The 25,838-nt window shown below is 51.9% G+C and carries 21 protein-coding genes and 1 pseudogene; 9 read left to right on the top strand and 13 right to left on the bottom strand.

From position 1 onward, the window contains the following. Positions 1–788: 788 nt before the first annotated feature. The 13 genes and pseudogenes from SIB68_RS01295 to SIB68_RS01235 all read right to left on the bottom strand — a co-directional run bounded on the left by SIB68_RS01295 (position 789) and on the right by SIB68_RS01235 (position 15,785). Complete coding sequence (locus SIB68_RS01295) at positions 789–2,390, bottom strand: hypothetical protein (RefSeq protein ID WP_063399346.1); 1,602 nt, start codon at positions 2,388–2,390, stop codon at positions 789–791. A 446-nt stretch (positions 2,391–2,836) separates the two neighbouring features. Continuing rightward, on the bottom strand, positions 2,837–3,325 hold the full coding sequence (locus SIB68_RS01290; protein ID WP_236068816.1) for a hypothetical protein: 489 nt from the start codon (positions 3,323–3,325) through the stop codon (positions 2,837–2,839). Between the two features lie 69 nt (positions 3,326–3,394). Continuing rightward, positions 3,395–4,096: a hypothetical protein gene (locus SIB68_RS01285; RefSeq protein ID WP_236068814.1), complete on the bottom strand. Its 702-nt coding sequence runs from the start codon at positions 4,094–4,096 to the stop codon at positions 3,395–3,397. Then, positions 4,074–4,220 carry a hypothetical protein gene (locus SIB68_RS01280; RefSeq protein WP_236068812.1) on the bottom strand — a complete coding sequence of 49 codons (147 nt, stop codon included), beginning with the start codon at positions 4,218–4,220 and terminating at the stop codon, positions 4,074–4,076. The genes SIB68_RS01285 and SIB68_RS01280 overlap by 23 nt, the downstream gene beginning before the upstream one ends. Before the next feature lie 111 nt (positions 4,221–4,331). Beyond that, positions 4,332–6,479 carry a M3 family metallopeptidase gene (locus SIB68_RS01275; protein ID WP_063399345.1) on the bottom strand — a complete coding sequence of 716 codons (2,148 nt, stop codon included), beginning with the start codon at positions 6,477–6,479 and terminating at the stop codon, positions 4,332–4,334. A 3-nt stretch (positions 6,480–6,482) separates the two neighbouring features. Beyond that, entirely contained in the window at positions 6,483–8,054 is a 1,572-nt protein-coding gene (locus SIB68_RS01270; RefSeq protein WP_063399344.1) for an NAD(P)H-quinone oxidoreductase subunit 4, read from the bottom strand. 56 nt (positions 8,055–8,110) lie between these two features. Next, the gene (gene thrB, locus SIB68_RS01265) at positions 8,111–9,061 is read right to left on the bottom strand and encodes a homoserine kinase (protein ID WP_063399343.1); all 951 of its coding nucleotides are present in this window, start codon (positions 9,059–9,061) and stop codon (positions 8,111–8,113) included. A gap of 14 nt (positions 9,062–9,075) precedes the next feature. Continuing rightward, the gene (gene glk, locus SIB68_RS01260) at positions 9,076–10,137 is read right to left on the bottom strand and encodes a glucokinase (protein ID WP_063399342.1); all 1,062 of its coding nucleotides are present in this window, start codon (positions 10,135–10,137) and stop codon (positions 9,076–9,078) included. A 468-nt stretch (positions 10,138–10,605) separates the two neighbouring features. Beyond that, positions 10,606–12,528, bottom strand: a pseudogene (thrS, locus tag SIB68_RS01255) (threonine--tRNA ligase). Between the two features lie 412 nt (positions 12,529–12,940). Next, entirely contained in the window at positions 12,941–13,078 is a 138-nt protein-coding gene (locus SIB68_RS01250; RefSeq protein ID WP_196757074.1) for a hypothetical protein, read from the bottom strand. A gap of 161 nt (positions 13,079–13,239) precedes the next feature. Then, positions 13,240–13,845, bottom strand: a complete 606-nt coding sequence (locus SIB68_RS01245; RefSeq protein ID WP_052646214.1) for a glycoside hydrolase family 104 protein — start codon at positions 13,843–13,845, stop codon at positions 13,240–13,242. A 320-nt stretch (positions 13,846–14,165) separates the two neighbouring features. Beyond that, a complete protein-coding gene (trpS, locus tag SIB68_RS01240) occupies positions 14,166–15,179 on the bottom strand; it encodes a tryptophan--tRNA ligase (RefSeq protein ID WP_063399340.1) in 1,014 nt (337 codons plus the stop codon). 3 nt (positions 15,180–15,182) lie between these two features. Then, on the bottom strand, positions 15,183–15,785 hold the full coding sequence (locus SIB68_RS01235) for a hypothetical protein (RefSeq protein WP_063399339.1): 603 nt from the start codon (positions 15,783–15,785) through the stop codon (positions 15,183–15,185). A 220-nt stretch (positions 15,786–16,005) separates the two neighbouring features. Here SIB68_RS01235 and SIB68_RS01230 point away from each other — a divergent pair, with 220 nt between their 5' ends. The 9 genes from SIB68_RS01230 to SIB68_RS01190 all read left to right on the top strand — a co-directional run bounded on the left by SIB68_RS01230 (position 16,006) and on the right by SIB68_RS01190 (position 25,635). After that, a complete protein-coding gene (locus tag SIB68_RS01230; protein ID WP_063399338.1) occupies positions 16,006–17,373 on the top strand; it encodes a YcjF family protein in 1,368 nt (455 codons plus the stop codon). A gap of 157 nt (positions 17,374–17,530) precedes the next feature. Further along, positions 17,531–18,607 (top strand): photosystem II q(b) protein, encoded by a 1,077-nt coding sequence (gene psbA, locus SIB68_RS01225; RefSeq protein ID WP_011129798.1) that lies wholly within the window; start codon positions 17,531–17,533, stop codon positions 18,605–18,607. 146 nt (positions 18,608–18,753) lie between these two features. Beyond that, positions 18,754–19,755: a metal ABC transporter substrate-binding protein gene (locus SIB68_RS01220; protein ID WP_063399745.1), complete on the top strand. Its 1,002-nt coding sequence runs from the start codon at positions 18,754–18,756 to the stop codon at positions 19,753–19,755. After that, positions 19,755–20,552: a metal ABC transporter ATP-binding protein gene (locus SIB68_RS01215; RefSeq protein ID WP_011129796.1), complete on the top strand. Its 798-nt coding sequence runs from the start codon at positions 19,755–19,757 to the stop codon at positions 20,550–20,552. Before SIB68_RS01220 ends, SIB68_RS01215 begins: the two co-directional genes overlap by 1 nt. Then, on the top strand, positions 20,549–21,418 hold the full coding sequence (locus SIB68_RS01210) for a metal ABC transporter permease (protein WP_063399543.1): 870 nt from the start codon (positions 20,549–20,551) through the stop codon (positions 21,416–21,418). The genes SIB68_RS01215 and SIB68_RS01210 overlap by 4 nt, the downstream gene beginning before the upstream one ends. Positions 21,419–21,963: 545 nt before the next feature. Further along, on the top strand, positions 21,964–22,683 hold the full coding sequence (locus SIB68_RS01205) for a class I SAM-dependent methyltransferase (protein ID WP_063399544.1): 720 nt from the start codon (positions 21,964–21,966) through the stop codon (positions 22,681–22,683). Position 22,684: 1 nt separating this feature from the next. Next, positions 22,685–23,842 carry an NAD(P)/FAD-dependent oxidoreductase gene (locus SIB68_RS01200; protein WP_063399545.1) on the top strand — a complete coding sequence of 386 codons (1,158 nt, stop codon included), beginning with the start codon at positions 22,685–22,687 and terminating at the stop codon, positions 23,840–23,842. Next, the gene (locus SIB68_RS01195) at positions 23,833–24,927 is read left to right on the top strand and encodes a type III polyketide synthase (RefSeq protein WP_063399546.1); all 1,095 of its coding nucleotides are present in this window, start codon (positions 23,833–23,835) and stop codon (positions 24,925–24,927) included. The genes SIB68_RS01200 and SIB68_RS01195 overlap by 10 nt, the downstream gene beginning before the upstream one ends. A gap of 405 nt (positions 24,928–25,332) precedes the next feature. Beyond that, entirely contained in the window at positions 25,333–25,635 is a 303-nt protein-coding gene (locus tag SIB68_RS01190) for a Nif11 family protein (RefSeq protein WP_063399547.1), read from the top strand. The last annotated feature ends 203 nt before the right edge of the window (positions 25,636–25,838 follow it).

The following is a 25,838-nucleotide window of genomic DNA, read 5'->3' as shown; positions in this document are numbered from 1 at the left end:
CATGGCCAGACTTGCACGCAATGATTAAAATTTTTAGCGAAGGAACTAGCCAACATGTTAGCCAGCTAAGCAACAACCTCCGAGCCTTCTATCCCCTCATAAAGATATCTCTTACGACTCCAAAAGCTGTTGAAGACTTACCTGCAGACAAATAAAGGCCGCCAAAACCTTTCTAATGAAGCGCTGCAAGGCGTAGCTGGTGAAACTCTTTCGGTGTCTGGGGCAGGTTAACTGCTCAATGTGTACTCTCTATTGGCAAAACGAATCCATGTTTCTAGAATTCCACTACCGCACTAAGTAGTACCTACCATTTTTCAGGATAAGATCTAGGGGATCAATGATGTTGTATTTCATAGAGACCAGTAAATAATTTACAATCACAGGGTGGCTAGGCTTACTTTGGTCTTGGTATTTAAACACTCATCCAAAGCGGTGTGCTGAGACTATCTAAAGCTTGCAAGTAATTACTTAGCGCTATAAATTCAGCCATCAACGTCTTGGCTCTAAACCAATACTTACAACCCCTCAAGCCTAATATAAGCATCTCCATTTAAAACTCTTTCTCTCATAACTCCACCAATAATATTCTCAAGGTTATTATCAGAGAAGATCTGCCTCCCTTTCACTGGGATCGAGTCATTCTCCTAGGCATCAGTCATCGTTGTAAATATTTTTTTGGCATCCATTTTACAAACGAAGAGGAGTAACCTGCAGCAGTCGGGCAGAATGGATCCAGTAGTATTACCTACGCTCATTTCTTTAACTTATGCATTTTGAAAACAGTTTTGTCAACCAGAAATCAATCTGCGCTGATGCAAACCGGCGAGCATGAACACAACTGCCATTAGTAGATAGCCCGTTGCCCAAGAGTTACCAACGCCCCAGCCAAGCTCCAGAACAGTATCAGTCTGGGTGAATCGCCAAGCGTGGATGATCCCAATCCATGAGGCTGCAGATGCGAGGAAAGAAGTAATGCTTGCTGCTAAAAAGCGTTGTTCGATCACATAAACCAACATTGCCGCTAGCAGCATGGCGGTAATAATTTGTCCTTGCTCAAGGGCAAAAGCGCCTCTTGCCCATACATCAGCGTCTTGAAGCCTTCCCAATAAAGCTGAATTAAAAGGTTCTGAATTGCTTCCGGCTCCTCCTGCGCGCAAACCAGCCTTGATCAGTGATGCACCCCATCCTGCTAATCCAGGAAGCAGGCCGAGAGCTACTGCCGGTGCATGGGTGCTGGGCGTGGCTTGAAAGGCTTGAGCAGCAATCACGATGCCGATATAGAGCACGATCGCCATGCCTGCCTCAATAGGTACCAACTCTGCGACCAAACCAAAAACACCTAGAAGACAAGCGCTACCCATTACCAAGCCATTTAGCCAGGAATAGCCAATGCGAGCCCCCATTTCCTTCCAGGCTGGATGGCCGATATAAATGGTTGTAGGAAAACAAGACCCCAGGCCTGCGGCAGCCATTGTGCCGATGCCATCGATCAATAAAGAGCTTCGAACGCAATAACGATCACCTGCCGCCTCTGCGCTTTCGATGTTTTGAAGAGATCCCAGCACGTTGAATAGGCCCATTGGCACAATCACCCCTAGCCAGGGCAGCAGCTGGCCACGAGCATGCCAAAGATTGGCGATTTCTAGGTGAGGAAGGCGCAAGCCAATCTGACTTGCTTCCTGACTCCAACGGCTAGCGTCGCTATCGATTAATCCAGTACTCCAAGCAAGCCCCACGCCAATAACAACAGCAAGCAAGCCACCAGGAATGGGCAATCGCAAGCGTCCGTAATAGGTGACCAGAACAATTGCTAGTACTGTCAGCCCCACTACAGGTTGGGCATAGGTACGCAGCAGAAAGCCAAGGGCGATGTAGCCAAGAGCAATGCCGGCGAGAGTGGCAAGTAATGCAGCCCTAGGCAGCCAGCGACGCAGTACACCTGCTGTAAAAGCCCCTACTGTTTCGATCAGCCCTGAGCCCAGGCAAGCCACCATCCCTGCTTGCCAGGAGAGGCGAACAGCACTTGCCTCATCCATTCCCTGGCCCAATGCGGTGAGTTTCACAGGGAGCATTACCAAAAAAACATAAGCAAACAGGCTCACGGTGTTGATTCCGTAGGGTAGAGCTGTCCGATCACTACGTTTTTCGATGCTGGCAAGTTGATGAGCCTGATGCGCGTAGGCAAGGTTGCCTATCAGCAGGCTTATTCCTGTGGCAGGAAGGATTGTGCCGAAAACTAATTCATTCGGATAGCCGAGCACGTTGCGGCATAAGGCAATTATCAAGAGGACTTGAATCAAGTTATCGAGGCCAAGTCCTAGGAATCCGTCGACATCTCCACGGACAAACCATTGCGGCCTCCAGTGCTTCTGCTTGAGATCTGAATGCATGGCAGTTGGGTAAGACCAGTTCAATCATGTCTTGCTACTTCCTGATGTTGCAAGACAATGTCTTTTCAAAAGAGCCTTGCTTGTTAAGTAGGAAGCAGTTCGAGTGGACGATTTATGCTTGTTCAAGCTTCATGCCTGCTTAGTTAGCACGTGTACTTTTCGCAAGCACGATTCCCTTGATTGAATTGCCTGTAGCTTCTTTTAGGTATTAAAGCCCTAAATGAACTTGATGCTTAACCAATTCTATGCATCATGATCAAAAGCATCTACTTTGATTTCTCGTGACTAAGAAGCTTGATGAAATCCCCCCAGAGCAAAGTCGTTCTTTCGATAAGCTTGCTAACTTCACAGATGGAGGGTCGTGGATCATCTGCTTGGCATTGGCTCGCTCGGCTTCCGGTTGATCTATCTATAAGTGATAACTGAAAACGTGCGTTGGCATCGCTTTAGAGATCTACTTCGCCGTTGAGGTTCCTCACAACAGCAAATGGACTGTGGCTGGGTTGACAGCTTAAAAGCCTCTGCATTACCTCTAATCGTGCAGAGCCTTGCAGGCTCAGATCCTGGGGCAACGTGTCAAGGCCCCATCGGCAGCGATCTACCACACAAGTGTTGATACAAAAAACCTGATCAAGAAGGGCGTCGAGGCTACGGCGTAGTCGTTCTCGCCATATTCCTCCCAGGGTCAGTGGAAATAAATGGGTAGAGCCGTTAAGGCATTGCTCCAGTAGGGCTGTTGAATCAATGCAATAGCCCAGGGCTCCATACCCCCCTAGATGTAGCTTTTGCGAGCTTGCCTCCATATTGTGCACCGCTGCGATTAATTCGGTGATCTCTATTGCATCGGCGAGGCGTTGCTGTGTTAATGGCTGACTGGGGTACGCGACTGTTCCATTGTGGCGATCGTTCTGCCAGGGCCGATGCAGGTCGTTCATCGCAGCCCAGCCATTCAGACCTTCTATATCCTGGTAATACTGCAGTAAAATAGAATCATTGCCCTGTGGTTACAGCTCAAGCTCGAAGCCGCAATGCGGCAACAAGCTGAGGATCTCCTGGTTGCGATCATCCTCTAGACCCGTTCGATATGGCATCGCCAAAGTGACCTGAAACCATCCCCCGCTTTCATTGGCTTGGCTAGCTCCCAGGCCGAAGCTGGCCACACTGGCTCTAATTCGTCCGCAACAGTGCCAACCCTGTCGGTTCAGCAACTCAATCAGTTGACGTCCTGAGGATAGCCCCTCGAATAAGAAAGGTTCCGAGGGATGCAATGCCTCTGGTAGACGATTGGCAGCGAGGCAATTGAGCACCTGAGCCATGAGCTCATTCATGCGTTGAGAAGACTCGTTCTGAAGAATGACCAACCCCTCGTTGTGCCAGACCAGGCCACTACCGAGTGCCGTGAGGCCTTTCCCTAAAGCGGTTGGAGCAAGCTGTTTCGGGTCAGAAAGTGCATCATTAGTGATTGGCTGGTTGGCTAGTAATCGACAGTTCTTTAAATTGCACGGCACCCCCACACCATGTCCTGGCTTTAGGGCAACTGAGGGTTGGCGCCAAAGTTCCAGGGCACTGGGCGGTTCGTTCTCCCGAATCGGCAGCAGATGCTGTAGGTCATCAGCTAACGCTGCCAACAGCAGAGGGCTTAGCAAACCATCTTCTAATAGGGTTGCAATCCCTCGTAGACGTTCAGGAAGAACGGCCGTGGCCATCCTTCCAGCCTCTCGGCAGCATTCCTATCAGGGGGATTACACGGCGATGATCAAGATCACGCAACAACTCACTTAGCAATTGTTCTCGGCTTATGCCGCGACGCAAGCTGCTTGTTTCAAGCACCTCCTAAGTGCAATCAGTGGTGCCGTGTGGATATCGTCATGCTCATCTTGGCCCCAGCTTTGTGATAACGCTAGGGGGTTCAGAGAGTGCGGTATCTCTTCAGCCATCTCCTCACTGATCCGCAGCGCTTGCGGCTAAGCCGGAATGGCGAATCAATGCCTCAGTGGTCGCTGGTCGCCCGCGGAATTGCTCATAGACGTCTGCTGGGGAATGGCTACCTCCCAAACTGAGAACTGTGTCGCGAAAGCGAGCGCCAGTGAGTCGAACTTGATCTTCAAGTTCCAGACCAGCTTCCTCAAAGGCAGCAAAGGCATCAGCACTAAGAACTTCTGCCCACTTGTAGGAGTAGTACCCGGCGGAATAACCACCGGCGAAGATGTGGCCAAAGCTACAGAGGAATTGATCTTCGGCGATCGGAAGCATCACCGTGGTGGTCTGAGCAATCTGACGGCGCAGCTGATCTGGGGTCACGCCGAGATCTGGTGTCCAGCAACTATGCAAACGCAGATCAGTGAGAGCGAAATGCACCTGGCGCAGAGTTGCCAAACCGGCATTAAAGGTGCGGCTGGAGCGCAATTTTGCGAACTCCTCCTCCGGAAGCGGTTCGCCAGTACGCCAGTGACGTGCCATCCCCATCAACGTGGTGCGATCGAGGCACCAGTTCTCCATGAACTGGCTAGGCAGTTCCACTGCGTCCCATTCCACGTTGTTGATTCCTGCAGCCTGTGGATACTCAACGGTCGTGAGCATGTGCTGAAGGCCATGGCCGAACTCATGGAACAAAGTCTCCACCTCATCGAAGCTCATCAGACTTGGTGTCTCTGCTTGCGGTGGAGTCTGGTTACAAATCAAATAGGCCACAGGAAGAATCGATTGGCCCTCGAGGCTTTTGCTGCGTGTCAGGCATTCGTCCATCCATGCCCCCCCTCGCTTGCTGGCTGGTCGGCTGTAGGGATCGAGGTAGAACGCTGCCAGGTCTGAACCATTGGCATCCAACACCCGGAAATAACGCACGTCTTGATGCCAGATCGGAGCCTCGCCGTCGGCACTTTGAATGCGAATGCCAAAAAGACGTTCACAAAGTCCGAACAAACCTTCCAAAACCTGTGGCAGGGGAAACCAAGGGCGCAGCGCTTCTTGATCAAGGTCAAAGCGCTCTTGCCTCAGCCGTTCAGCCCAGAAGTTCACATCCCATGGTTTGAGCTGGCTGGCCTCTGGAGCTCCATGTTTTTTGGCACAGGCCTCGAGCTCAATTAACTCCTTTTGGGCTGCGGGTAAAGCGGCAGCACGCAACTCATCAAGCAACTGCTCGACGGCCTCAACGCCCTCGGCCATTTTGCTGGCCAGGCTGAGTTCAGCCCAGTTCCTGTAGCCAAGCCTTTGAGCTTGCTCAATCCGAAGGCTTAGCAGCTCTTCAATCAATGGTTGATTGTTTAACTCACCTGCACTCGCTCTACTCACATGAGCCTTGTAGAGCGTTTCACGTAGCCCTCGATCTTTTGCATGGGTGATGAAGGGGATGTAGCGGGGCATATCTAGACCTAATCGCCAGGGACCCTGCTCCGCTGTAGGTTCTCCACCGTCTTCTCGGTGATCTCCGGCTTGCTTGGCTGCTGAGGACAAAACCTCCAAGGCCCTCTGCGGCAGTCCTTCAACTTGTGCTGATCGATTGAGGAGCAGGCTCCATCCCTGGGTTGCATCCAGGACGTGATTGCTGAAGCGGGTCGACAGCTCGGCCAGTTGTTCACTGGTGGTATTAAAAGCCTGCTGTGCGTCGTCATCGAGACCCACGCCTCGTTGATCCATGGAGAGTAATTCCGCGTTCAAAATCCGCTGTTGAGTCGAATCCAGCAATGGCCTTGAGGTCTGGTCTTTAAGCCGGCGCAGGGCACGATGAAGTGTTTGGCTTTGGCCCATAAGGTTTCCAAAGCGCACCACCTCTGGTTCTTGTGCAGCGTGAGCTTGCCGTAATTCGGAGGTATTGCAGACGCCGTTGAGATGGGATACGACTCCCCAGCTCCAACGCAATTGCTCTTGCAGCCGATGCAGAGGAGACATGACTTGTTGCCAATTAATGCTCTTGCCAGACACCAAAACTTTGTCTAGGTCTTGTTCCAGCCGGCTGAATTGTTTGTTAAGAGCACAGAGAAGTTCAGGCATGTGATCCTGAACTTGTTGAGCAGTAATGGCAGTGAAGTTTGGGATTCCTTCACCCTGGAGGAGGGCTGATGACTTTATTTCGTTCACAGCAACAGGCATTATTCAGCCAAGGGGTAGCAGGGAACCTTGGGCTACCAAGCTATGGCTAATCAGTCGATCAGCGAGAGCATTGGTTGAAGCCTCATAGAGATCGATGGCGACTCGAGGCCAAAATCCGATCACCAACGTGGGCACAATCAAACTGAGCCCAATGGTCAGCTCTCTGGGGTTGATGTCTTCGATCATTGCAAGGGCGGGAATCCTGGGGCCAAAAAAGACCCGTCGACACATCGACAGCAAATAGACGGGGGTAAGCACCAGTCCAATCGCCGCCAGCACGATCGTGATAACCCTGAATATTGAAGTGAATCCTTCCTGACTAATGATGCCGAGGAAGACGGTGATTTCACTGACAAAGCCGCTCATTCCTGGCAGGGCGAGGGAAGCCAGGGAGCTGGCCAAGAAAAAAGCGAAGGTGATTGGCAAGACCTTGGCCAGGCCACCCATATTGGGGATGGAGAGGGTCTGCGTGCGTTCGTAGAACGTTCCTGTGACGAAAAACATGGCTGCTGCAATCAGGCCATGGCTGATCATCTGCAGCATGGCCCCACTGATCCCGAGAGCATCGATCGCGCCGATACCCAACAGAACGAAGCCCATGTGGCTCACAGAACTGCAGGCAATTCGTCGTTTCACGTTGTCTTGAGCAAAGGCGTTGAATGCTCCGTAGATGATGTTGACGATCCCAATCACGATCAGGGCCGGCGCTAGCTGAAGATGAGCATCAGGCAGCATTTGCACGTTGAAGCGCAAAAGGGCATAGCCACCCATCTTTAGGAGTACCCCTGCCAGCAGCATCGACACTGGTGCGTTGGCTTCTCCATGGGCATCTGGCAGCCAGGTGTGGAGAGGAAACATCGGTAGCTTTACGCCAAAGCCCACCAGAAAGCCCAGATAACAGAGCAGTCCAAGGCTGCCTTCTGGAGATCGATTCGCCAGCTCAGTGAGGTTGAGCGTGAACTCACCACCCGAAAGTGCCAGAGCGAGTCCGCTGATCAGAATCAGTAAAGACGCTAGAGCGGTGTAAAGAATGAATTTGGTGGCGGCATATAGACGTCTGCTTCCGCCCCAGATGGCAATTAACAGGTAGACCGGAACCAGCTCTAGTTCCCAAGCAAGAAAGAACAGCAGGAAATCTTGAGAGAGGAAAACCAGCCCCTGGGCAGAAGCCTGAACCAACAACAGGGCGAAATAAAGCCTTGTCTTGCTTTGCACCTTCCAGCTAGCTGCCACGGCAAGAAGAGTGATCAGCCCGCTAAGCACAACCAGAGGAGCCGAAAGGCCGTCTGCTCCTAGCGACCACTCCAGGCCGATGAAGGGAATCCAGCTAACCCGTTCAACCAGCTGAAGCCCTCCATCCTGACCATCAAACATGCGGCTAAATACAACCAGCATGAGCACGAAATCCACCAGCAGAAAGACCAGTGCAAAATTGCGTGGTGCCTGGGAGTTACTTGTTTCATTCTTTGGCAACAGAGGCATCAGCAGGGCACCCATTGCCGGCAGCAACACGATCAGGGAAAGCCAGGGAAATGAGGCCTGGGACGCAGCCGTCAGCGGCAAATTGGCGTCCATGGCAGGCAAGAGAATGCGAAGGAACTGATCAGCCCCGGACGGGCGCTTGAGTATATCTACCCATCCTCAATCTGAGGTTGCCAGTGGCTTCCTCCTGACTGAATGCTAAGCAGTGGAGCCCTACTTGCTACACCCTCGGCCTCCCAAGCTTTTACCATTGCCTGACTGACTGCTTGCCCTTTATCCTCAGGGCAAAGAGCCAGCACGCTGGGGCCAGCTCCGCTGATGGCACAACCCCAGGCACCGGAATTCAGAGCCGCATCGCGAACATCCAAACCACCTTTGATTAATGGCCAGCGATAGGGCTCATGCAATCGATCGTGCATCCCATCTGTGATCAGGTCGCCATTTCCTGTCCGCAGTCCCTGCAGCAGGAGCGTAAGGGCACCAAGGTTTTCTACGGCATCGCTGATCGGGATGTCTTTAGGCATGGCGCGCCTTGCCTCGCTCGTGCTTAGGCGAATAGAGGGGATTGCTACAACGGCTTTCACGGAATTGATCCAGACACAACGAACCACCCGCCAGCGTTGCGAGGCTGCCTTGGCAGTCAAGCAAAGACCTCCAAGAAGAGAAGGCACCACATTGTCGGGATGTCCCTCAATATCAATGGCCAGTTCCAACAGTTTTTCTTTGCTGAGCGGTTCGCCCACCAAGGCATTGGCTCCGACCAACCCTGCCACGATGGCACTGGCACTGCTTCCTAGGCCTCTTGCGGGGGGTACCGCAAGCCTCACTTTGGCTTCTAGTCCCACAGGTTCGAGCCCTGCGGCTTTCCACACCCTCTGGGCGGCGCGATAAATCAGGTTATTGGGCCCACCGCGTAGGTGGCTTCCCTCATTGCCTTCAATAATTAGTTCAAAGCGTCCGCTATCCCCTTCGATCCGCCGCATGGCAAAACGGTTGTTGAGGTCAAGGGCAGCACCAAGGCAGTCGAAGCCAGGGCCAAGGTTGGCTGTGGTGGACGGTACGTCAACCACAATTCTTTGGCCGATACTCGGCTGCGCCATCCCTACTTGTCTACTTAGGTCAGTGTCCCACCTTGCTCAGCAAGCATGTGTGCTCTGCAGGCTGCACTGAACAGGCCCACCTCGGGATCGATCACTGCCATCACTGGCAATTGCTCTAGAAACGGACGGAAGCGCCCCTTGTTGCGGAAGGCTTCAAGAAAGGTGCTTGAGCGAAGACCTTGAAGCTGCTTCGCAGCGGTACCCCCACCCACCCAGAGGCCTCCGACACAGAGTTCCTGCAGAGCTAAATCTCCCGCAGCAGAGCCGTAAGCAGCTAACCAGAGTTGTAAGGCTTCTTGAAGAATTGAATCGCCTTTGCTTGCGGCTTGACTAGCAAGAGCAGGCAGATCCAAATGGTCGCAATGATCATTAGCACCATGGCGCCAAGCATCGGCCAGATCTCGCAGAGGATGACCATCTGCGTCACTTTGCTGTAGGCGCCAGCGCGCCACGTGTCCCAGGCCCGTGCCACTGACAACACGTTCCAATGAAAGGCGTTCGAGTTGCAAATCGGCCTTGAGCCACTCACAAAGTTGCCACTCGCATTCACTGCGAGGAGCAAATTCACGGTGTCCGCCTTCACTGGGCAGCGCCACCATCCCATCTTTTGTGGGCAGGCCACGGGCCATTCCAAGTCCAGTACCTGCCCCCAGAACTGCAATGGGTCCTTGTGCAGAAAAATGCTGCTGTGGAAGCTGAAGCTCCACCTGCTGCGCGTCGTTGAGAAAGGGTAGGCCGTAGATCAATACGCCAAAGTCATTAATCAGTTCCAAATGCTTCAGTCCCGTGGCTGAGCAAAGGTCCTTCTCCTTCAGGCTCCAGGGCAGATTGGTGATACGTGCCTCACCATGGCGAACCGGTCCTGCAACAGCGATGCAGCCGTTATTGGGTTGCTCCATATCCCCTGGCAAATGGGCGATGAAGTGGCTCAGCATGGGTTCAAGCGAAGTCCACTGATTGGATAAATACCTCCGCCGGTGCTGTTGCTTGAGTTGCTTTTCGTCCCAGCTATAGAGCGCAAGCAAGGTTTTGGTGCCCCCCAAATCACCTGCCAGAAAGGTTCTCGGGGACGGCATGGTGATGACGAATGAGGCAAAGGGCTTCCCTCAGGCTGCATTGACAGCGAGAGATCTGCAACTTTTACGTTGGATAGATTGGTGATTAGCTCAAGGGATAGTGATTCCCATGCCTAGATCGGTTGGCAATGACTAATTGGCCAGCTCTAATTAGTCCCCACCAGACTTGGCCCTGCTCAACACGGATTGAGATTCCCCACTGGTTTGATTGACGTTTCGCAAGACCAGTCATTTCTTTTGATGGTTGAGTAGTGCTTGCATCGGAGACCATCAAGAAGTTCTGATTCTTCGCAGAGCAGAAAGAGCCTGCTCCAACGAGAGAGCCAGAACGACCAACGAGAAGCAATCAGCTTCTCCTATAGCCAGGCCCAATTTGCCATTCAGCTTCTCATCCAGACGAAAGAGAGATTCACTCCAAAGCGAGGTATTCCTCAATTATTATTATCACCTAACTATTGACAACATTTGTCAAGAGACACCTGATCTACCTTTAAGAGCAATTGCTTCATCCAGAAGTGATGTGAAGCCCTTCAAAGGCATGCTGCCAAAGTCCTTGCCCTCTCGAGTGCGCACAGCCACCTCTCCACTTTGCTGTTCTTTATCACCAATAATGATTAAAAATGGTACACGCTGAAGAGTATGGTCGCGAACTTTAAAACCAATTTTTTCATTTCTTAAGTCAACTTCAGTTCGATATTCTAGAGCTGATAACTTCTTGCAAATATCCTGACAAGCCTGAGCATTACGGTCTGTAATCCCCATCACTACCACCTGCACAGGTGCTAGCCAAATAGGCAATCGTCCAGCATAGTGCTCGATCAGAATTCCGATAAAACGTTCAAAAGAACCCAGAATTGCTCGATGCAACATTACTGGTGTTCTGCGCTGGCTGTCTTCTGCTACATAAGATGCTCCCAAACGTTCCGGCATCGAGAAGTCGACCTGGATCGTTCCACATTGCCAAACTCTACCAAGACAGTCTTTTAAAGAAAACTCAATTTTAGGCCCGTAGAATGCACCTTCCCCTGGCAATAAGTCCCATGCAAGACCTTTAGCCTCCAATGCATCGGACAAGGCCTTCTCTGATTTGTCCCAGATCTCATCACTACCAACACGCTTTTCGGGCCTGGTTGATAACTTTATAAGCACCGAGTCAAACCCAAATGATCTGTAAACCTCAAAGACTAGATCAATAAACTTAGAAACCTCTTCCTGAACCTGAAGCTCAGTACAAAAGATGTGAGCATCGTCTTGAACAAAATTGCGCACGCGCATGAGACCATGAAATGAACCCGATGGTTCATTCCTTAAACATGAACCAAACTCTGCCAATCTAATTGGCAGGTCACGGTAACTTTTTAGGCCTTGATTGAAGATCTGTACATGGCAGGGACAATTCATAGGCTTTATGGCATATTCACGATTTTCAGATGTCGTTGTAAACATGTCATCTTTGAACTTCTCCCAATGGCCTGATTTCTCCCATAAGGAGCGGTCTACAACCTGAGGTGTTCGGATTTCTTGGTAGTCATGCAGGCTCAGGGTCTCGCGAATATATTGCTCTAAAACCTGATAAATAGCCCAACCCTTGGCATGCCAGAAAATCATCCCAGGAGCTTCTTCTTGAGTATGAAATAAAGACATTTGCTTGGCGATCCTGCGATGATCGCGCTTTTCAGCTTCTTCAAGGCGCTTGAGATAAGCTTTTAGCTCTTTGGAACTTCCCCAGGCCGTGCCATAGATGCGCTGCAACATTGTTTTATTTGAATCACCTCACCAATAAGCACCTGATACTTTCATTAATTTGAAAGTGCGCAAATGCCTTGTGTTAGGCACATGTGAACCTCTACACATATCAGTATATTCTTGATATCGATATAGCTTAATAATTTCATTCTCAGGAATTTCATCTACGATTTCGATCTTGTAGGGCGCGCATCGCTTTTCGAATTCCTTACGAGCCTCTTCCCTTGAAAATATTTCAACATTAACGTCGTAGTCAAGCTTAACCAGCTCTTTCATACGAGCCTCAATCGCTTCCAAGTCTTTAGGAGTAAAAGGCTGATCATAGGCAATATCATAATAAAATCCATCTTCAATAACTGGACCAATGGCCATTTTTGCTTCGGGATATAATTACTTTACGGCATGACCAATCAAGTGAGCGAATGAGTGGCGAATAGTCTCAATTCCATCTTGGTCTTTCGCCGTGATGATATTGACTTCAGAGTCTTTCTCGATAGGGATACAGGTATCAAGCAATACGCCATTGACTCGGCCGGCGATAGCCGCCTTTGCTAATCCAGGCCCAAGGCTTTCGGCCACCTCCATAATGGTTACGGGTTGATCAAACTTCTTTTTATTTCCGTCTGGAAGTGTAATAATAGGCATAGCAAGGAGTTTTCTTTAATGAGTTACAATAGTGTTCTATTTTATCAGCTATATCATTAGCAATCCTTGCACCTCTGAATGCTGGACTAAAATATTTTGCACATTAGCAACAACGTAGAGGGACTCTACGAAAAAGGAACATTGAATCAAATTTTCTGGCAAGTCCAACAAGCAAAATACCAGCATAGACTTCAATGGGGGCTTGCTTAGATTCGTCAGAGCTATTTCCTACGATCTCAAAATGGTTTTTTATACTGACGATCTAGCCGCCTAGGCGTTTTTGTAGCCGTTCTTGGCTGTCGTGAGCAAAAGATGTTGGCATTACCTGCCGACCCCCAGCACACATGGCTTTGATCGTAATCAATCCGAGAGACGCTTGATGCCTAACATTTTCTGCTTAGGGAATGGTCTGTCATGGAATTTGAGCTTTGCTGATAATCCAGCTACCAGCAGGCCCGTCAGCAAAACAAGTGAGCAAATCGCTTAGGGCCTGATCGCAATGCTCAGGGTCATGGTTGAGGGCATCGGCTATGGGCTTTGCTCGTGGCAAGAAAGCTGCCGAGATTGTCTGCTTCTGTTGTAATCGTCATCCTTTTTGCATGTCTCTTTTAGAGAGTGATCCGCAAAGGGAACGCTAGGATTTGGTTGCAATCAAGGGATGTCTTTCGAGTAGAAGCACACAACTTCTTCTGGTTCTGAAGTTAAATGCTTTTAGCTTGCTAAGGCCTGCTGCTGCAATTGCCGCAAATTGGCTGAATAAAATTTTGCCAACTCTGCATGGCTCTTGACTGGCTGTCCATAACTGCTGTTGCCAGCCCAATTAGGAAACGAAGCCCATTCCGGTGCAAGACGAGCCATCGCGGAGTGCGTTAAACCAAGAGAATCTATTTCCTTGAGAGCACCGCGCTTGCTCACCAAGTGCAACGCTGCTTGATCTTGATGTTGTGGTTGAAAATTGGGTAAGTTCAGCTCCTTCGCTACTGCCATCCAAGTTGATGGCATGAATTGATAGGCCCCTGCTGCTGCACTGCTGTAAAACTTCACCACAACTCGATTGGGGTGTTGAGAGAGGTCCTCAAAGACACCCCCTCCAAACATTGTGCGATATCCGAGGTCTTTTCCTTCTTTCCAAGTGCCTTCTGCATAACGGATGGTGTTCAGAAGGGCTCGACGTTCGGGCGTTATTAAATAGTGCAGCTTTTGGCTTTCATTGCTTTGATAAGCAACGTTCACCCTAAAAGCATGTTCTTTAGGTAACTGAATGCGTTCAGCTTGCAAGGTCTGGCCAGTACCCATAAGAACACTCAGACTGATCATGGCGGAAGTTGCCGTGACCCAATTCGAATGATTCGATTGACTTGAAAAGCCAAACTGCAATGGGAACGAGCGAAGCACGTAAACCAACTAAACGGTTTGTCACATTGATCAATACCTCCCCCGCCTGGCGAGATGGTGACTAATACCCTTGACTCACGCAGCAGAGTGTGCATAAGCCTGAAGCTGACATTGACAACAGATCCTGCGTCTCACGAGACCCTTGCTGATGACTAGAACTCGCTGACTTCAGTGCCACAAGGAGGCCTCGACCATCACTAATCCCCAATGATTAGCCAAGCTTTTCTTTCGGCCTGTATTGATTAGCTGGGTATCAGGAAGCCAAGGGCCTGGCGGACTCGTTGAAGGGTTGCTTGGGCGGTCTCTTCCGCTCTTGTCCTGCCTTGGTCAAGAACTCTGATGAGTTCAATGCGGTCGCCCATGAGTTGTTGATAGCGATGCTGTATCGGCTCAAGGGCTGACACCGTGGCGTCGGCCAGCAGAGGCTTGAAGGTTCCCCATCCCATTTCTGCGCATTCTTGGGCAGCTGCGTCTCTTCCGCGGCCGCTAAGAATGGCGTAAATCCCAAGCAGATTGTCAGCCTCTGGGCGGTCTGGGTTGCCAAATTGCAAGCCCATTTGGGGGTCTGTCTTGGCCCGCTTGATTTTTTTTGTGATCAGTTCAGGCGGATCAAGCAGTGTGATACGACTTCCTTCATTGGGGTCACTTTTACTCATCTTGCTGCGGCCATCGCTAAGGCTCATCACTCTTGCCCCCTCTTTAATGATCAGGGGATCTGGAACTTTAAGGACAGGTTTCTCTTCACTACCGAAGCGAGCATTGATTCGCTGCTGAGCGATGTCACGGGCGAGTTCTAAATGTTGTTTCTGGTCTTCGCCCACAGGCACCAAATCAGCGTCATAAAGAAGAATGTCTGCTGCCATCAACACCGGATAGTCCAGCAGTCCCACAGAAACGTTGTCCCCCTGTTTGACTGACTTTTCTTTGAACTGGATCATTCGCTCTAGCCAGTTCAGAGGCGTAACACAGTTCAGCAACCAACAGAGCTCACTGTGGGCGGAAACCTGGCTCTGCACAAAGATGCTGCAGAGATCTGGATCCATCCCACAGGCCAGGTAGAGAGCGGCTGTGGAGAGGGACTCCTCGGCCAAACGTTCTGGATCGTGCGGAACGGTAATGGCATGTAAATCCACGACACAGACATAGGTGTCATGGCTGCTCTGAAGATCTACCCAGTTGCGGATGGCCCCCAACCAGTTGCCCAGATGGAGGGCACCAGTCGGCTGGACGCCGGAAAGGACCCGCGGGCGCTGCATTAATCAGCCCTCACTAGGTGCATTGTCAGGTTCATGCTCTATTGCCTGCACTTGTTGAGTTTCAGTAGCCTGGTCCTTCTCTTGCTCTGCTGAGTGCAATTGTTCGCTTTCAGCAGTCTGGGCCTGTTCTTGAGTTTGTTCTTCAGCTCGGTTTTGTTCACTTTCTAGAGCCTTCTCGGGCTCTTGAACCGATGGTTGAGGCTTGGCTGGCCTTGCGAAAGGATCAGGTCGAGCCCCTCGATGCATTGGTTGTCTGTCTCTATGAGAGCGATCACTACGCGTTCGCTGAGCTCCTTCTTCTCTTCGTCTGCCACCACTTGGGGCCTTGGAACGCTCACTGGCCACCAGTTCGTCCAATTGGCCGTCCTCCAACATCTGGCCAAGGGTGCGCAAGGCAAATCCCAGTACCGCCACTGTGGAGCGCAGTTGAAAGGCTTCCTGCAGGGCTCTGGCAGAGCGCATTTCGTTGTCGCTCAAACGGATACGAAATCCGCCGGCTTCACGGTTCCCAGGACCGCGCCCACCTCGGAATCCAGCCCTTCCACTCTCCCGGGCACCATCACCATGCCTTTCTTGTCGTTGCGGATCGCTGTAAGAATCAGTCATGGCCTACGGCCTTCAATCAGGCGCAAGTGTGACGCATCGTCGTCTTTCGCGACATGCCTGGCGTTCATGACGGGATTAAATTTTTTTTGATCTTCATCAGAGAAACGCTTCTTTATGGCCCCATTTGAGGAGCCAAATGAACGCAAAGTCTTCTCTCAGCCATTAATTGAACGAAGAAGGTCACGTAGGCTGGTAAGGCTTGCACGACAGGTGGTGCCCCGTGAAGCTTCCAGCCCTACTGATCAATCTTGTGCCTCGCCCCCCTGCCTTAATTAGCCGGGTAGCACTCATCACAGGATCCTTCGTCCTCGGTCAGTGGGTCTTCACTGATGTGATTCATCTGCCTGGCGGTGGTCTTGGCTTGATGGTTGCTGGTGCGGGCGTCTGGTGGTTGTCAAGGCCCTCAATACCGGCCCGTTTTGATGCACCAGATTCTGTGCAGGGCTGGATCCGTCGCTGCAAAGAGGTCCTTGATCAGTTTGAGGACCTAGAAGAGGGTGAGGACGATGTGGTTGCGCTTCGCCAACAGCGCAGCGAGGCCCTTGATGCCGTTCTACAGCGTTCCGAACCTCAAAAAGTTTCTTTTGTGAATTCCGGAGAGGGTTCTCTTGAGGATCATCCCGATGTTCAGACAGCCATTGCAGGATCCACTCCACTGAGCATCAGCTGGGCGCGGCCTCTCTCTCAGACAGGCGAGTCTTGGGTCTGGCCCGCAGCTCTACAAGAACAGGATGTCTTGCTCTATGTCTTACCTTTGCCGTTGATGGCAGCAGACCTTCTTTGGTTAGAGAGGGTGCCAGCCAATCAACCCATCTGGCTGATCGTCTCTTGGCAAGATTCATCGACTTGGGTCGATCAGCTGCAGGCACTTCAAGCTCAGTTGCCACAACGCTTGAGCGGACAGGTGCTTCGTTGGACAGGCAATCAAGACGATCTTTCAGAAGCCCTTGCACCGGTGAGACGTCTGTTAGAGCACCCTCAGCGAAATCTTGAGATCACGCGTAAGCGCTTGTTGGGCAGTCTGCACCGCAATTGGCAAGCCGAGTTAGAGCAACTTCGCAGGCAGAAGTTCCTTGGACTCCAACAGCGCACTCAATGGTTGGTTGCAGGAGCTGTTTTTGCCTCTCCTTTACCCACAACGGATCTTCTAGCCGTGGCTGTGGTCAACGGCTTGATGATTAAAGAAATGGCGGGGATTTGGAAGTGTTCCTTGAAGCCAGAGGTTCTGCAGTTGGCAGCTCGCCAGTTGGCTGGGGCGGCTCTAGCTCAGGGAGTGGTGGAGTGGAGTGGCCAAGCTCTATTGGGCGTAGCCAAACTTGACGGCAGCAGCTGGCTTGCAGCGGGTACTGTTCAGGCGCTCAGCGCTGCTTACCTAACCCGTGTTGTTGGACGCTCAATGGCCGATTGGCTGGCATTGAACAGTGGCGTTGCTGAGCCGGATTTGGAAGCCTTAAAGATTCAGGCACCGCTGCTGGTTGCTAAGGCTGCAGAGCAGGAACGTCTCGATTGGTCAAGCTTTTCACAACAGGGAATCAGCTGGATCAAGGAGTTGGCTCGCCAACCAGGCGCCTCGCCGAACCCTGCGTAGGCTGCGCAAGCAAACTTCATGAAGTTTGCTTGCGCACTGCGTCGCAATGTGAGGGAAGCACTTGCAGCAAGTGAGCTTTGCTGCCCAATTTTTATATGATACTGGCGAGTCTTCCCTAACCATGGGTTGAGGCTCGTTAACGTCCTCTTCATACTCAATGACCACCACCATTCGCAGTGGTCGCCTCAGTGGCTGGGAATCCTTCTGCAATTGGGTCACCTCCACCAATAACCGCATTTATGTGGGTTGGTTCGGTGTCCTGATGGTTCCCACGCTGTTGGCAGCTGCCATCTGCTTCACCATTGCCTTTATTGCGGCACCGCCGGTTGATATCGACGGTATCCGTGAACCTGTTGCTGGCTCTTTCCTCTACGGCAATAACATCATTTCTGGTGCTGTTGTTCCTTCCAGCAACGCCATCGGCCTGCACTTTTATCCCATTTGGGAAGCTGCTTCTGTTGATGAGTGGCTTTACAACGGCGGTCCTTACCAGCTTGTTGTGTTCCACTTCCTGATCGGCATTTGTTGCTGGTTGGGTCGCCAATGGGAACTCTCCTACCGCTTGGGCATGCGCCCTTGGATCTGTGTGGCCTACAGCGCACCGCTGTCGGCAGCCTTTGCTGTTTTCCTGATCTATCCCGTTGGTCAGGGTTCCTTCTCGGATGGCATGCCTTTAGGCATCTCTGGAACCTTCAACTTCATGTTGGTGTTCCAGGCAGAGCACAACATCCTCATGCATCCCTTCCACATGATTGGTGTGGCGGGCATGTTTGGCGGCAGTTTGTTCTCCGCCATGCACGGTTCACTGGTGACCTCATCGTTGATTCGTGAAACCACCGAAACCGAGTCTCAGAACTACGGCTATAAGTTCGGCCAAGAGGAAGAGACCTACAACATCGTGGCTGCCCACGGTTATTTCGGTCGTCTGATCTTCCAGTACGCCAGCTTCAATAACAGCCGCAGTCTGCACTTCTTCCTGGCCGCCTGGCCGGTGATCTGCATCTGGATCACCTCACTGGGTATTAGCACCATGGCCTTCAACTTGAACGGCTTTAACTTCAACCAGTCGGTTCTCGATGCCCAAGGCAGAGTTGTACCAACCTGGGCTGATGTGCTCAACCGCAGCAACCTCGGTATGGAAGTGATGCACGAGCGTAATGCTCATAACTTCCCTCTCGACCTGGCAGCTGCTGAGTCCACACCTGTGGCTCTGATTGCTCCTGCGATTGGCTGATCTGATCATCCCCAATACAAGGTTTGGCAGCAGCTGAACCTCACAACCCCCTCTCAAGAGGGGGTTTTTTGTTGCTAAGTCGCAACTTCTTTGAAAAGCCTCTTTTTGGGCTCAGCAAGATTCCATACTTAGGAGCTTCAGGGAACATGAAACAACCCCTGAGAGTCCTTTGGCGCGAACGGACCTATCACGTGTCTCAATTGATCTCTGGGCGTCAAGCCGTCCGTTTTGTACTTGGCTTCTGCTGCCTTGCACTTCTAGGTGCCTGCACACCACCAACCAGGATGGCGAGCCAGTCCAAGGCCCAAGACTCAGGCAAACCTCTTGTGCTCACCACCTTCACGGTGCTGGCAGACATGGCACGCAATGTTGCCGGCGACCGTTTACAGGTGCGCTCCATCGTCAAGCAGGGCGCTGAAATTCATGGTTATCAGCCCACGCCAAGTGACCTGTCCCAAGCTGTTGGTGCAGACTTGATTGTCGAAAATGGCTTTGGGCTGGAACTCTGGGCGCGCAAGTTCACTGCCGCTGCTGGCAAGGTCTCAACGCTGACTCTTAGTGAGGGGATGGAGCCACTGTTAATTGAGGGGGATGCCTACGCAGGCAAGCCCAATCCTCATGCCTGGATGTCTCCGCAACGGGCGATGCAATACGTCGATCAACTGGTGAAAGCCTTTAGCAAGCTTGATCCAGAAGGTGCCAAGACCTTTGCCATTAATGGTCGTCGCTACAAAGACCAGCTCCAAAAACTTGATGATGAACTAAGGACATCTCTGGCAACGATTCCAGCCAAACGTCGTTTACTGGTTACCTGTGAGGGAGCCTTCACCTACTTGGCAAAGGATTACGGCATGGAGGAGGCTTACCTTTGGCCTGTCAATGCCGAGAGTGAGGTCACCCCTCAACGTATGGCCAAACTCATCGAGACCGTCAAGCTGCGTGAAGTGCCAGCGATCTTCTGCGAAAGCACTGTCAGCGACAAGGCTCAGCGTGAGGTCGCACGGGCTAGCGGCGCTCACTTTGGCGGTACATTCTTTGTTGATTCTCTTTCGCAAGCCGATGGGCCGGCCTCGACCTTGCTCGATCTTCAACGACATAACGTCAATCTGATTCTGGATGAATTGGTACCAGTCAATCGCGAAAAATAATGGATCAGTGTCGTTCAATTCCTTTCGGCGATCGCCTGCGCATTGAGGCCGATCAAATTTGCGTGGATTACAACGGCGTCGTGGCGCTTTATGACGCCAGCCTGCATTTGCGGGCTGGCTGCATCTGCGGGCTAGTTGGAATGAATGGTTCTGGCAAGTCAACCCTTTTCAAGGCCCTGATGGGTTTTGTAAGACCATCACGAGGAACGATCCAAATCAATGGTCTATCAGTTCCCCGTGCCCAGCGCGATCAGGCTGTTGCCTACGTCCCTCAGAGCGAGGAAATCGACTGCTCGTTCCCAATAAGCGTCTGGGAAGTGGTGATGATGGGTCGCTATGGCTCGATGAATCTCTTACGCATCCCTAGGGAATCAGATCGATTGGCGGTTTGGCATGCCCTCGAACGGGTGGAGCTCCTCGACTTGAGACATCGCCCCATTGGGGCCCTCTCCGGCGGCCAGCGCAAGCGGGCATTCCTGGCCCGCGCAATTGCCCAGCGCGCCTCTGTACTCCTACTGGATGAGCCATTTAACGGTGTTGATGTACGAACCGAAAAGCTCATGGCGGAGCTGTTCCTTCAGTTTCGTCATGAGGGTCACACCATCTTGATCTCCACCCATGACCTCAGTCATGTGCGCGAGTTCTGCGATCTGGTGGTACTCATCAACAAGACGGTGCTGGCCTATGGCGAAACGGCAGAGGTCTTTACTCCAGAGAACCTCGCCATGACATTCGGCGGCATGGTTCCGAACGTCCTGAGCGGTGGTCCAACCTCCACGGAGGACTTCAAGCAATGACAGAGCTTCTGGCAACAGCGACAACGCTGTCTTGGTTATTGGAACCCCTTAGTCATGAGTTCATGTTGCGTGCCTTGGTGGTGAGTGCTCTTGTTGGAGGGGTATGTGGACTGCTCTCCTGCTACATGACCCTCAAGGGCTGGGCGTTAATGGGCGATGCGGTCTCCCATGCCGTGATGCCCGGAGTGGTTGTGGCCTATGCCCTGGGGTTGCCGTTCTCGATAGGGGCCTTTGTCTTTGGCGTGGGGTCGGTGGCTTTGATTGGCTTTGTAAAACAAAAGTCAAGGGTCAAGGAAGACACTGTGATTGGCCTTGTCTTTACAGGATTTTTTGCGCTCGGATTGGTACTGGTATCCAAAACCAGAAGCAACATCGACCTCACCCATATTCTTTTTGGCAATGTGCTGGGAATCTCAATGGCTGATATCCAGCAAACACTTTTGATTTCTGGAATTGTGGTGGCAATTCTGTTGGTTCTTCGCAGGGATTTTATGTTGTTCTGCTTTGATCCAACCCATGCACGATCGATCGGCATCAATACAGGACTACTGCATTATTTGCTGTTATCAGTGTTATCACTTGCTGCCGTTGCTGGTCTACAGACCGTAGGCATCATCCTTGTGGTTGCAATGTTAATCACTCCTGGTGCTACGGCCTATCTACTCACAGACCGCTTTGATCGGATGACTTTGCTAGCAATCCTCAGTAGTGCCCTTTCAAGTGTTCTAGGTGTCTACATCAGCTATTGGAGCGATAGTTCCACTGCAGGCTGCATTGTGCTGGTGCAGACCGTTCTTTTCCTGCTGACTTTCTTATTCTCCCCTCGATACGGCATTTTGAAAGTTCAGCGTTCACTTGCTCCATAGGCGTGGCCGAACAGCGCAAGTCTGACCAGAGAGGGTTTGGTTTTTATGGGCCTCTTCAATTCGGCTCTGCTCAATGTGGTTTGAGGAACAGCAATTGCTCAATGCCTAATCTCTGTTCAGATTTAAATTGAGCAGGCAAGTTTTGTTCATGGTGTTCACTTTCAACAGAGAATCCACTGATAACGCCTGAGACTCCAGTTCAAACAATCACTTGACTTGATCAAGCGTGGCTTTGATTGCCGCTGCTGCCGCTTTGCGGCTGTGGTTGCAATTTGTTTGCAGGCCTTATCCCTTTGATGTCCCTAGGGATTTGTGCAAAGAGTCATGTTTCCTGCAATGACACGTCGTCTGCCTGAGCAATGAGTCTTCTCCTGTGCTCTCTGGCAATGTTCAGCAGCTTGTTGTTGAGAGAATTTTTGGGGCCTTGACCGGTTCGGTGGTAGGGCGCATTGCCTGCATCTACGGTTCGATCGAGATTAAAGATGATCTGACAATTTCCGCACCAACCTTCTGCCTAAGTTGAGGGAACACCACGTTCGTGCCCGATGCCCTGGGGTGAGGCTCTCAACCGGCGTGATCGTCAACCGGAAGTCATGGATCAGCCAGGGCTCGATCCCACTGAACATGCCAGGGCCTTAAACGGCTTGCGACGCATCAATGCCATCAGCCGCTGTTCTGCAGGTTTATTCCAATCCATTCAGGCTCTAGCCATCCGCCACCCCGAGACTCCCCTACGGGTGCTCGAGCTCGCCTGCGGAGGTGGAGACACAGCGATCGATCTTGCTCTGATGGCACAGCACCAGGGCCTGAAGCTCGAGATTCAAGCCTGTGATTTCAACCCAGAAGCCGTGCGTATTGCCCGTGCCAATGCATGGAAAAGGAATGCCAAATTGACATTCTTCTCTGCCGACGCACTCTCTGAAAACGTTGATGATGAATCGTTCGATGTGGTGTTCTGCACCCTTTTCACCCATCACTTAGACGACAGCGACGTGGAACGGCTTCTCGCCAGAATGGCAACAAGGGCCCGCAGGCTTGTGCTGGTTAATGATCTGATCCGCAGTCGTCTGGGCTACGTGATGGCCTGGGCTGGAACGCGTCTCCTGAGTCGCTCCTGGGTGGTCCATACCGATGGCCCCCTTTCGGTTCGTGCCGCTTTCCGTCCTGAGGAAATCATGGCTTTAGCCCGGCGCGCAGGTTTGGAGGGTGTTCAACTGAATCGCTGCTGGCCTGAGCGTTACCTGCTCAGCTGGGAGCGACATTGAGATGCAGGAGTCGTGGGATGTACTGGTGGTTGGGGCCGGTCCTGCAGGGGGACTAGCCGCCCTGGATTGCGCAAGGCGAGGATTAACGGTGTTACTTGTGGAAAAACGCGCTTTCCCCCGCTGGAAAGTGTGTGGTTGCTGCTTTAACAAACAGGCTCAGGCGACTCTCGCCTCTCTGGGGCAGAACGATCTCATCATTGATCGCGGCGGCGTACGACTGCAAACCCTTCGCCTCGGTCTGAATGGTCGTCAAACATCTCTAGCCATTCCAGATGGTTTTGCTCTCTCCAGGGAACGGTTCGATCAGGCCCTGATGGACGCGGTCGTTGAAGCTGGAGCTTCCGTTCGCTGTCAAATGAGCGCCGGGGTCGAAGAAGTCCAGCCAGGCTGGCGGATTGTGCGGCTGAAGGATCAGCGCAGCGGTCAGCAGAACCACGTCAGGGCGCGTGTCGTGCTTGTTGCAGCTGGGCTTGCCCAGCGTTGCTTGCCCGAGCAGGATGCTGGCATCACCAGGATCCGTAGTCGTTCCAGGGTTGGGGCGGGTTGTGTTCTTGTTGATGATGAGAAGCACTACACCGCAGGCGCCATTCACATGGCAATCGGCGAACGTGGTTATGTGGGTCTGGTGCGCAGAGAGGACGGTTTACTCAATCTGGCAGCCGCTTTCGATCGGCAGGCGCTAGCCCATGGGCAAGGAGCGGCCGGAGCGACCCAGGATGTGCTTATGCAGGCTGGTTTCCCACCACCTGCTGCTCTGAGACAGGGGCGATGGCAGCTGACACCAGCTCTTAGTCGCGGCGCTGAGGTTGTTGCCGGAGAGCGCTTTCTGGTGATGGGTGACGCAGCGGGTTATGTGGAGCCATTTACAGGAGAAGGAATTGCCTGGGCCCTCACTGCAGGTGCCGCAGCGGCACCATTCGTTGAAGAAGGCCTCCTGCGCTGGAGCCATGATCTGGAGAAACGCTGGACGAGAGAGCTGAAGCTCCGGATCGGTCGTCGCCAGAGGATCTGTCGCACTCTGGCCATGGTGCTGAGGCAGCCAAAACCGACGAGGGCATTGTTTGAACTGAGCAGCCGCTGGCCGGCACTGTCTGAACGGATTGTTGCCAGCCTGAACCATGTGACGCTCCCCTCCGCCGGAAGTCAGCAATGCCTCTGACCATTCGCGGCATGGGAACTGCAGTGCCGGAACAACAAGTCAATCAGAGCGATTCCATGGCGCTTGCCGAGTTGGTCAGTGCCGACAGTCCCGAACGAGCGGCACTGGTCCGCCGGATTCAGCGACGAACTCAGGTTCAGAACAGGGGCAGCGTTCTGCTGGGAGACGACGCGAGTGAGCCGATCAACCAGCGTTTGCCCTTCTACGGGGCCAAAAGCCCCACGACTGCCGCAAGGATGAACGAGTTTGATCACCATGCTTCAGCGCTAGCAATCAATGCATGCCGTCTTGCCCTCGAGGAGGCCGAGCTAGCCGCTGATGTGATCACTCATCTTGTGACCGTTTGCTGTACCGGATTCAAGGCTCCGGGTGTTGACCTTGCTCTGATCGACCAACTTGAACTTGACCCCGGTGTTCAGAGGACCCATGTGGGATTCATGGGCTGTCACGGTGCCTTGAACGGTCTACGTGTGGCGCGGGCGTTCGCTGAAGCTGATGCCAACGCTGTAGTGCTGCTGTGTTCTGTCGAACTGTGCAGTCTCCATCTTCATTACGGCTGGGACCCCGAGAAGGTGGTAGCCAACGCCCTGTTCGCGGATGGAGCCGCAGCTTTGGTTGCTTCTCAAGCTTTGGCGCAATCGAAGCAATCTCTGACCCTGAAGGCTTCTGGCTCCACCGTGATTCCGAACACCAGCAGTCTGATGCATTGGCAGGTCGGAGATCATGGTTTCGCTATGGGTTTATCACCACAGGTGCCAGAGGCGATAGCTGATGCATTGCAACCTTGGCTGAGCAGTTGGTTGAAGGGCCATGGATCCGATCTGACTGAAATCCGCAGCTGGGCCCTCCACCCTGGGGGGCCGAGGATCCTGCAGGCCTGCGCCGACGCCTTGGCCCTCAAGCATGAGCACCTGGCTGAGTCCCGGTCCGTCCTTCAAGCTCACGGCAACATGTCTTCGGCCACCGTTCTTTTCATTCTTGAACGCATGCGTCATAAGGCTTGCAGCGGACCTTGCCTGGCACTCGCCTTTGGCCCCGGCCTTTGTGCCGAAGTGGCGTTGTTCGATCTTTGCAACAGCAACTGAATTCGAACTTTGGATCAGAGTTCAGAGCTACTCAGTTCTTCTTTAATCGAGGATTCAGTGAGCGATAATGGAAGGAAAAACGAACAACGCAATTGATCTAATTGGATCTAAATAGCCAATGGAGTTTCCAACTTGATAGTGATGAAGCTCTGCTGTAACTAGACCATATCAACTGCGGAAATAGATCTCCTCAGACCAACAACGATTGCCTTGGCATTGGGATGTAAGTTTCGATCAAAATGCAATGGATAGCGAGAGAATCACGGGAGTTCACTTAATTCGTCAGGATCTTGCAGTCTTTTCATCATCATCGTTCATAGGCAGAGTTTTTATAATTATGGTTGGTTACGAAAGGTTGATATCGCACATGATCTTGATAGAGTAATTAACAATAGCAAGATTGCAATGCAAGCAGCACAGCTCAAAGTTTTTCTTGCCAAGCTCAAATCAGAGCCCTTGCTGCAAAGTCAATTAACCGCCGAAGGTGCAGATATAGTTTCAATAGCAAAAGTCGCTTCGCTCTTTATTGACTCAAATGAGTCCACGACAGAAGCTGTAGTCGAGCTCTCTGACCAGGAGATTCAGGAGCAGGTTTTTGATGCCCTCAGCAAAAGAAACAATCCCTCAATTAGCCCGATTATCATATGGGCAGCCTTGCTTACAGTACTCTTGATTTTAGTTGGTGTCTTCTTGAATCTCAAATACTGAGCAATCTCTGCCAGCCCAAAAAAGCTCAAAACTATTTAGGATGAATTCATCATATCTCTATCTTTGATTAGAATTAACAGACTTGAGGCAGACATTCATGAACGGATTCTTCCTTAGTATCAAGGATGCTAACCATGCATTTCAGGCCATTTTCTTTTGCAATTTTCGCATATCAATCAATGCTTAGATCAATAAAAAGACTC

Source organism: Prochlorococcus sp. MIT 1323 (assembly GCF_047304905.1).
Taxonomy (GTDB): Bacteria; Cyanobacteriota; Cyanobacteriia; order PCC-6307; family Cyanobiaceae; genus Prochlorococcus; species Prochlorococcus marinus_D.
The sequence above is the reverse complement of the archived record's forward strand: the minus strand, read 5'-3'. Positions and strand labels throughout refer to the sequence as shown.

Bases quoted from the DNA above. Each gene is read 5' to 3' on its own strand.
- SIB68_RS01295 (WP_063399346.1), bottom strand. From the start codon at position 2,390: ATGCATTCAGATCTCAAGCAGAAGCACTGGAGGCCGCAATGGTTTGTC.
- SIB68_RS01290 (WP_236068816.1), bottom strand. From the start codon at position 3,325: ATGAACGACCTGCATCGGCCCTGGCAGAACGATCGCCACAATGGAACA.
- SIB68_RS01285 (WP_236068814.1), bottom strand. From the start codon at position 4,096: ATGGCCACGGCCGTTCTTCCTGAACGTCTACGAGGGATTGCAACCCTA.
- SIB68_RS01275 (WP_063399345.1), bottom strand. From the start codon at position 6,479: ATGCCTGTTGCTGTGAACGAAATAAAGTCATCAGCCCTCCTCCAGGGT.
- SIB68_RS01270 (WP_063399344.1), bottom strand. From the start codon at position 8,054: ATGGACGCCAATTTGCCGCTGACGGCTGCGTCCCAGGCCTCATTTCCC.
- thrB (WP_063399343.1), bottom strand. From the start codon at position 9,061: ATGGCGCAGCCGAGTATCGGCCAAAGAATTGTGGTTGACGTACCGTCC.
- glk (WP_063399342.1), bottom strand. From the start codon at position 10,137: ATGCCGTCCCCGAGAACCTTTCTGGCAGGTGATTTGGGGGGCACCAAA.
- SIB68_RS01245 (WP_052646214.1), bottom strand. From the start codon at position 13,845: ATGATCAGTCTGAGTGTTCTTATGGGTACTGGCCAGACCTTGCAAGCT.
- trpS (WP_063399340.1), bottom strand. From the start codon at position 15,179: ATGCAGCGCCCGCGGGTCCTTTCCGGCGTCCAGCCGACTGGTGCCCTC.
- SIB68_RS01235 (WP_063399339.1), bottom strand. From the start codon at position 15,785: ATGACTGATTCTTACAGCGATCCGCAACGACAAGAAAGGCATGGTGAT.
- psbA (WP_011129798.1), top strand. From the start codon at position 17,531: ATGACCACCACCATTCGCAGTGGTCGCCTCAGTGGCTGGGAATCCTTC.
- SIB68_RS01220 (WP_063399745.1), top strand. From the start codon at position 18,754: ATGAAACAACCCCTGAGAGTCCTTTGGCGCGAACGGACCTATCACGTG.
- SIB68_RS01215 (WP_011129796.1), top strand. From the start codon at position 19,755: ATGGATCAGTGTCGTTCAATTCCTTTCGGCGATCGCCTGCGCATTGAG.
- SIB68_RS01210 (WP_063399543.1), top strand. From the start codon at position 20,549: ATGACAGAGCTTCTGGCAACAGCGACAACGCTGTCTTGGTTATTGGAA.
- SIB68_RS01205 (WP_063399544.1), top strand. From the start codon at position 21,964: ATGCCCTGGGGTGAGGCTCTCAACCGGCGTGATCGTCAACCGGAAGTC.
- SIB68_RS01200 (WP_063399545.1), top strand. From the start codon at position 22,685: ATGCAGGAGTCGTGGGATGTACTGGTGGTTGGGGCCGGTCCTGCAGGG.
- SIB68_RS01195 (WP_063399546.1), top strand. From the start codon at position 23,833: ATGCCTCTGACCATTCGCGGCATGGGAACTGCAGTGCCGGAACAACAA.
- SIB68_RS01190 (WP_063399547.1), top strand. From the start codon at position 25,333: ATGCAAGCAGCACAGCTCAAAGTTTTTCTTGCCAAGCTCAAATCAGAG.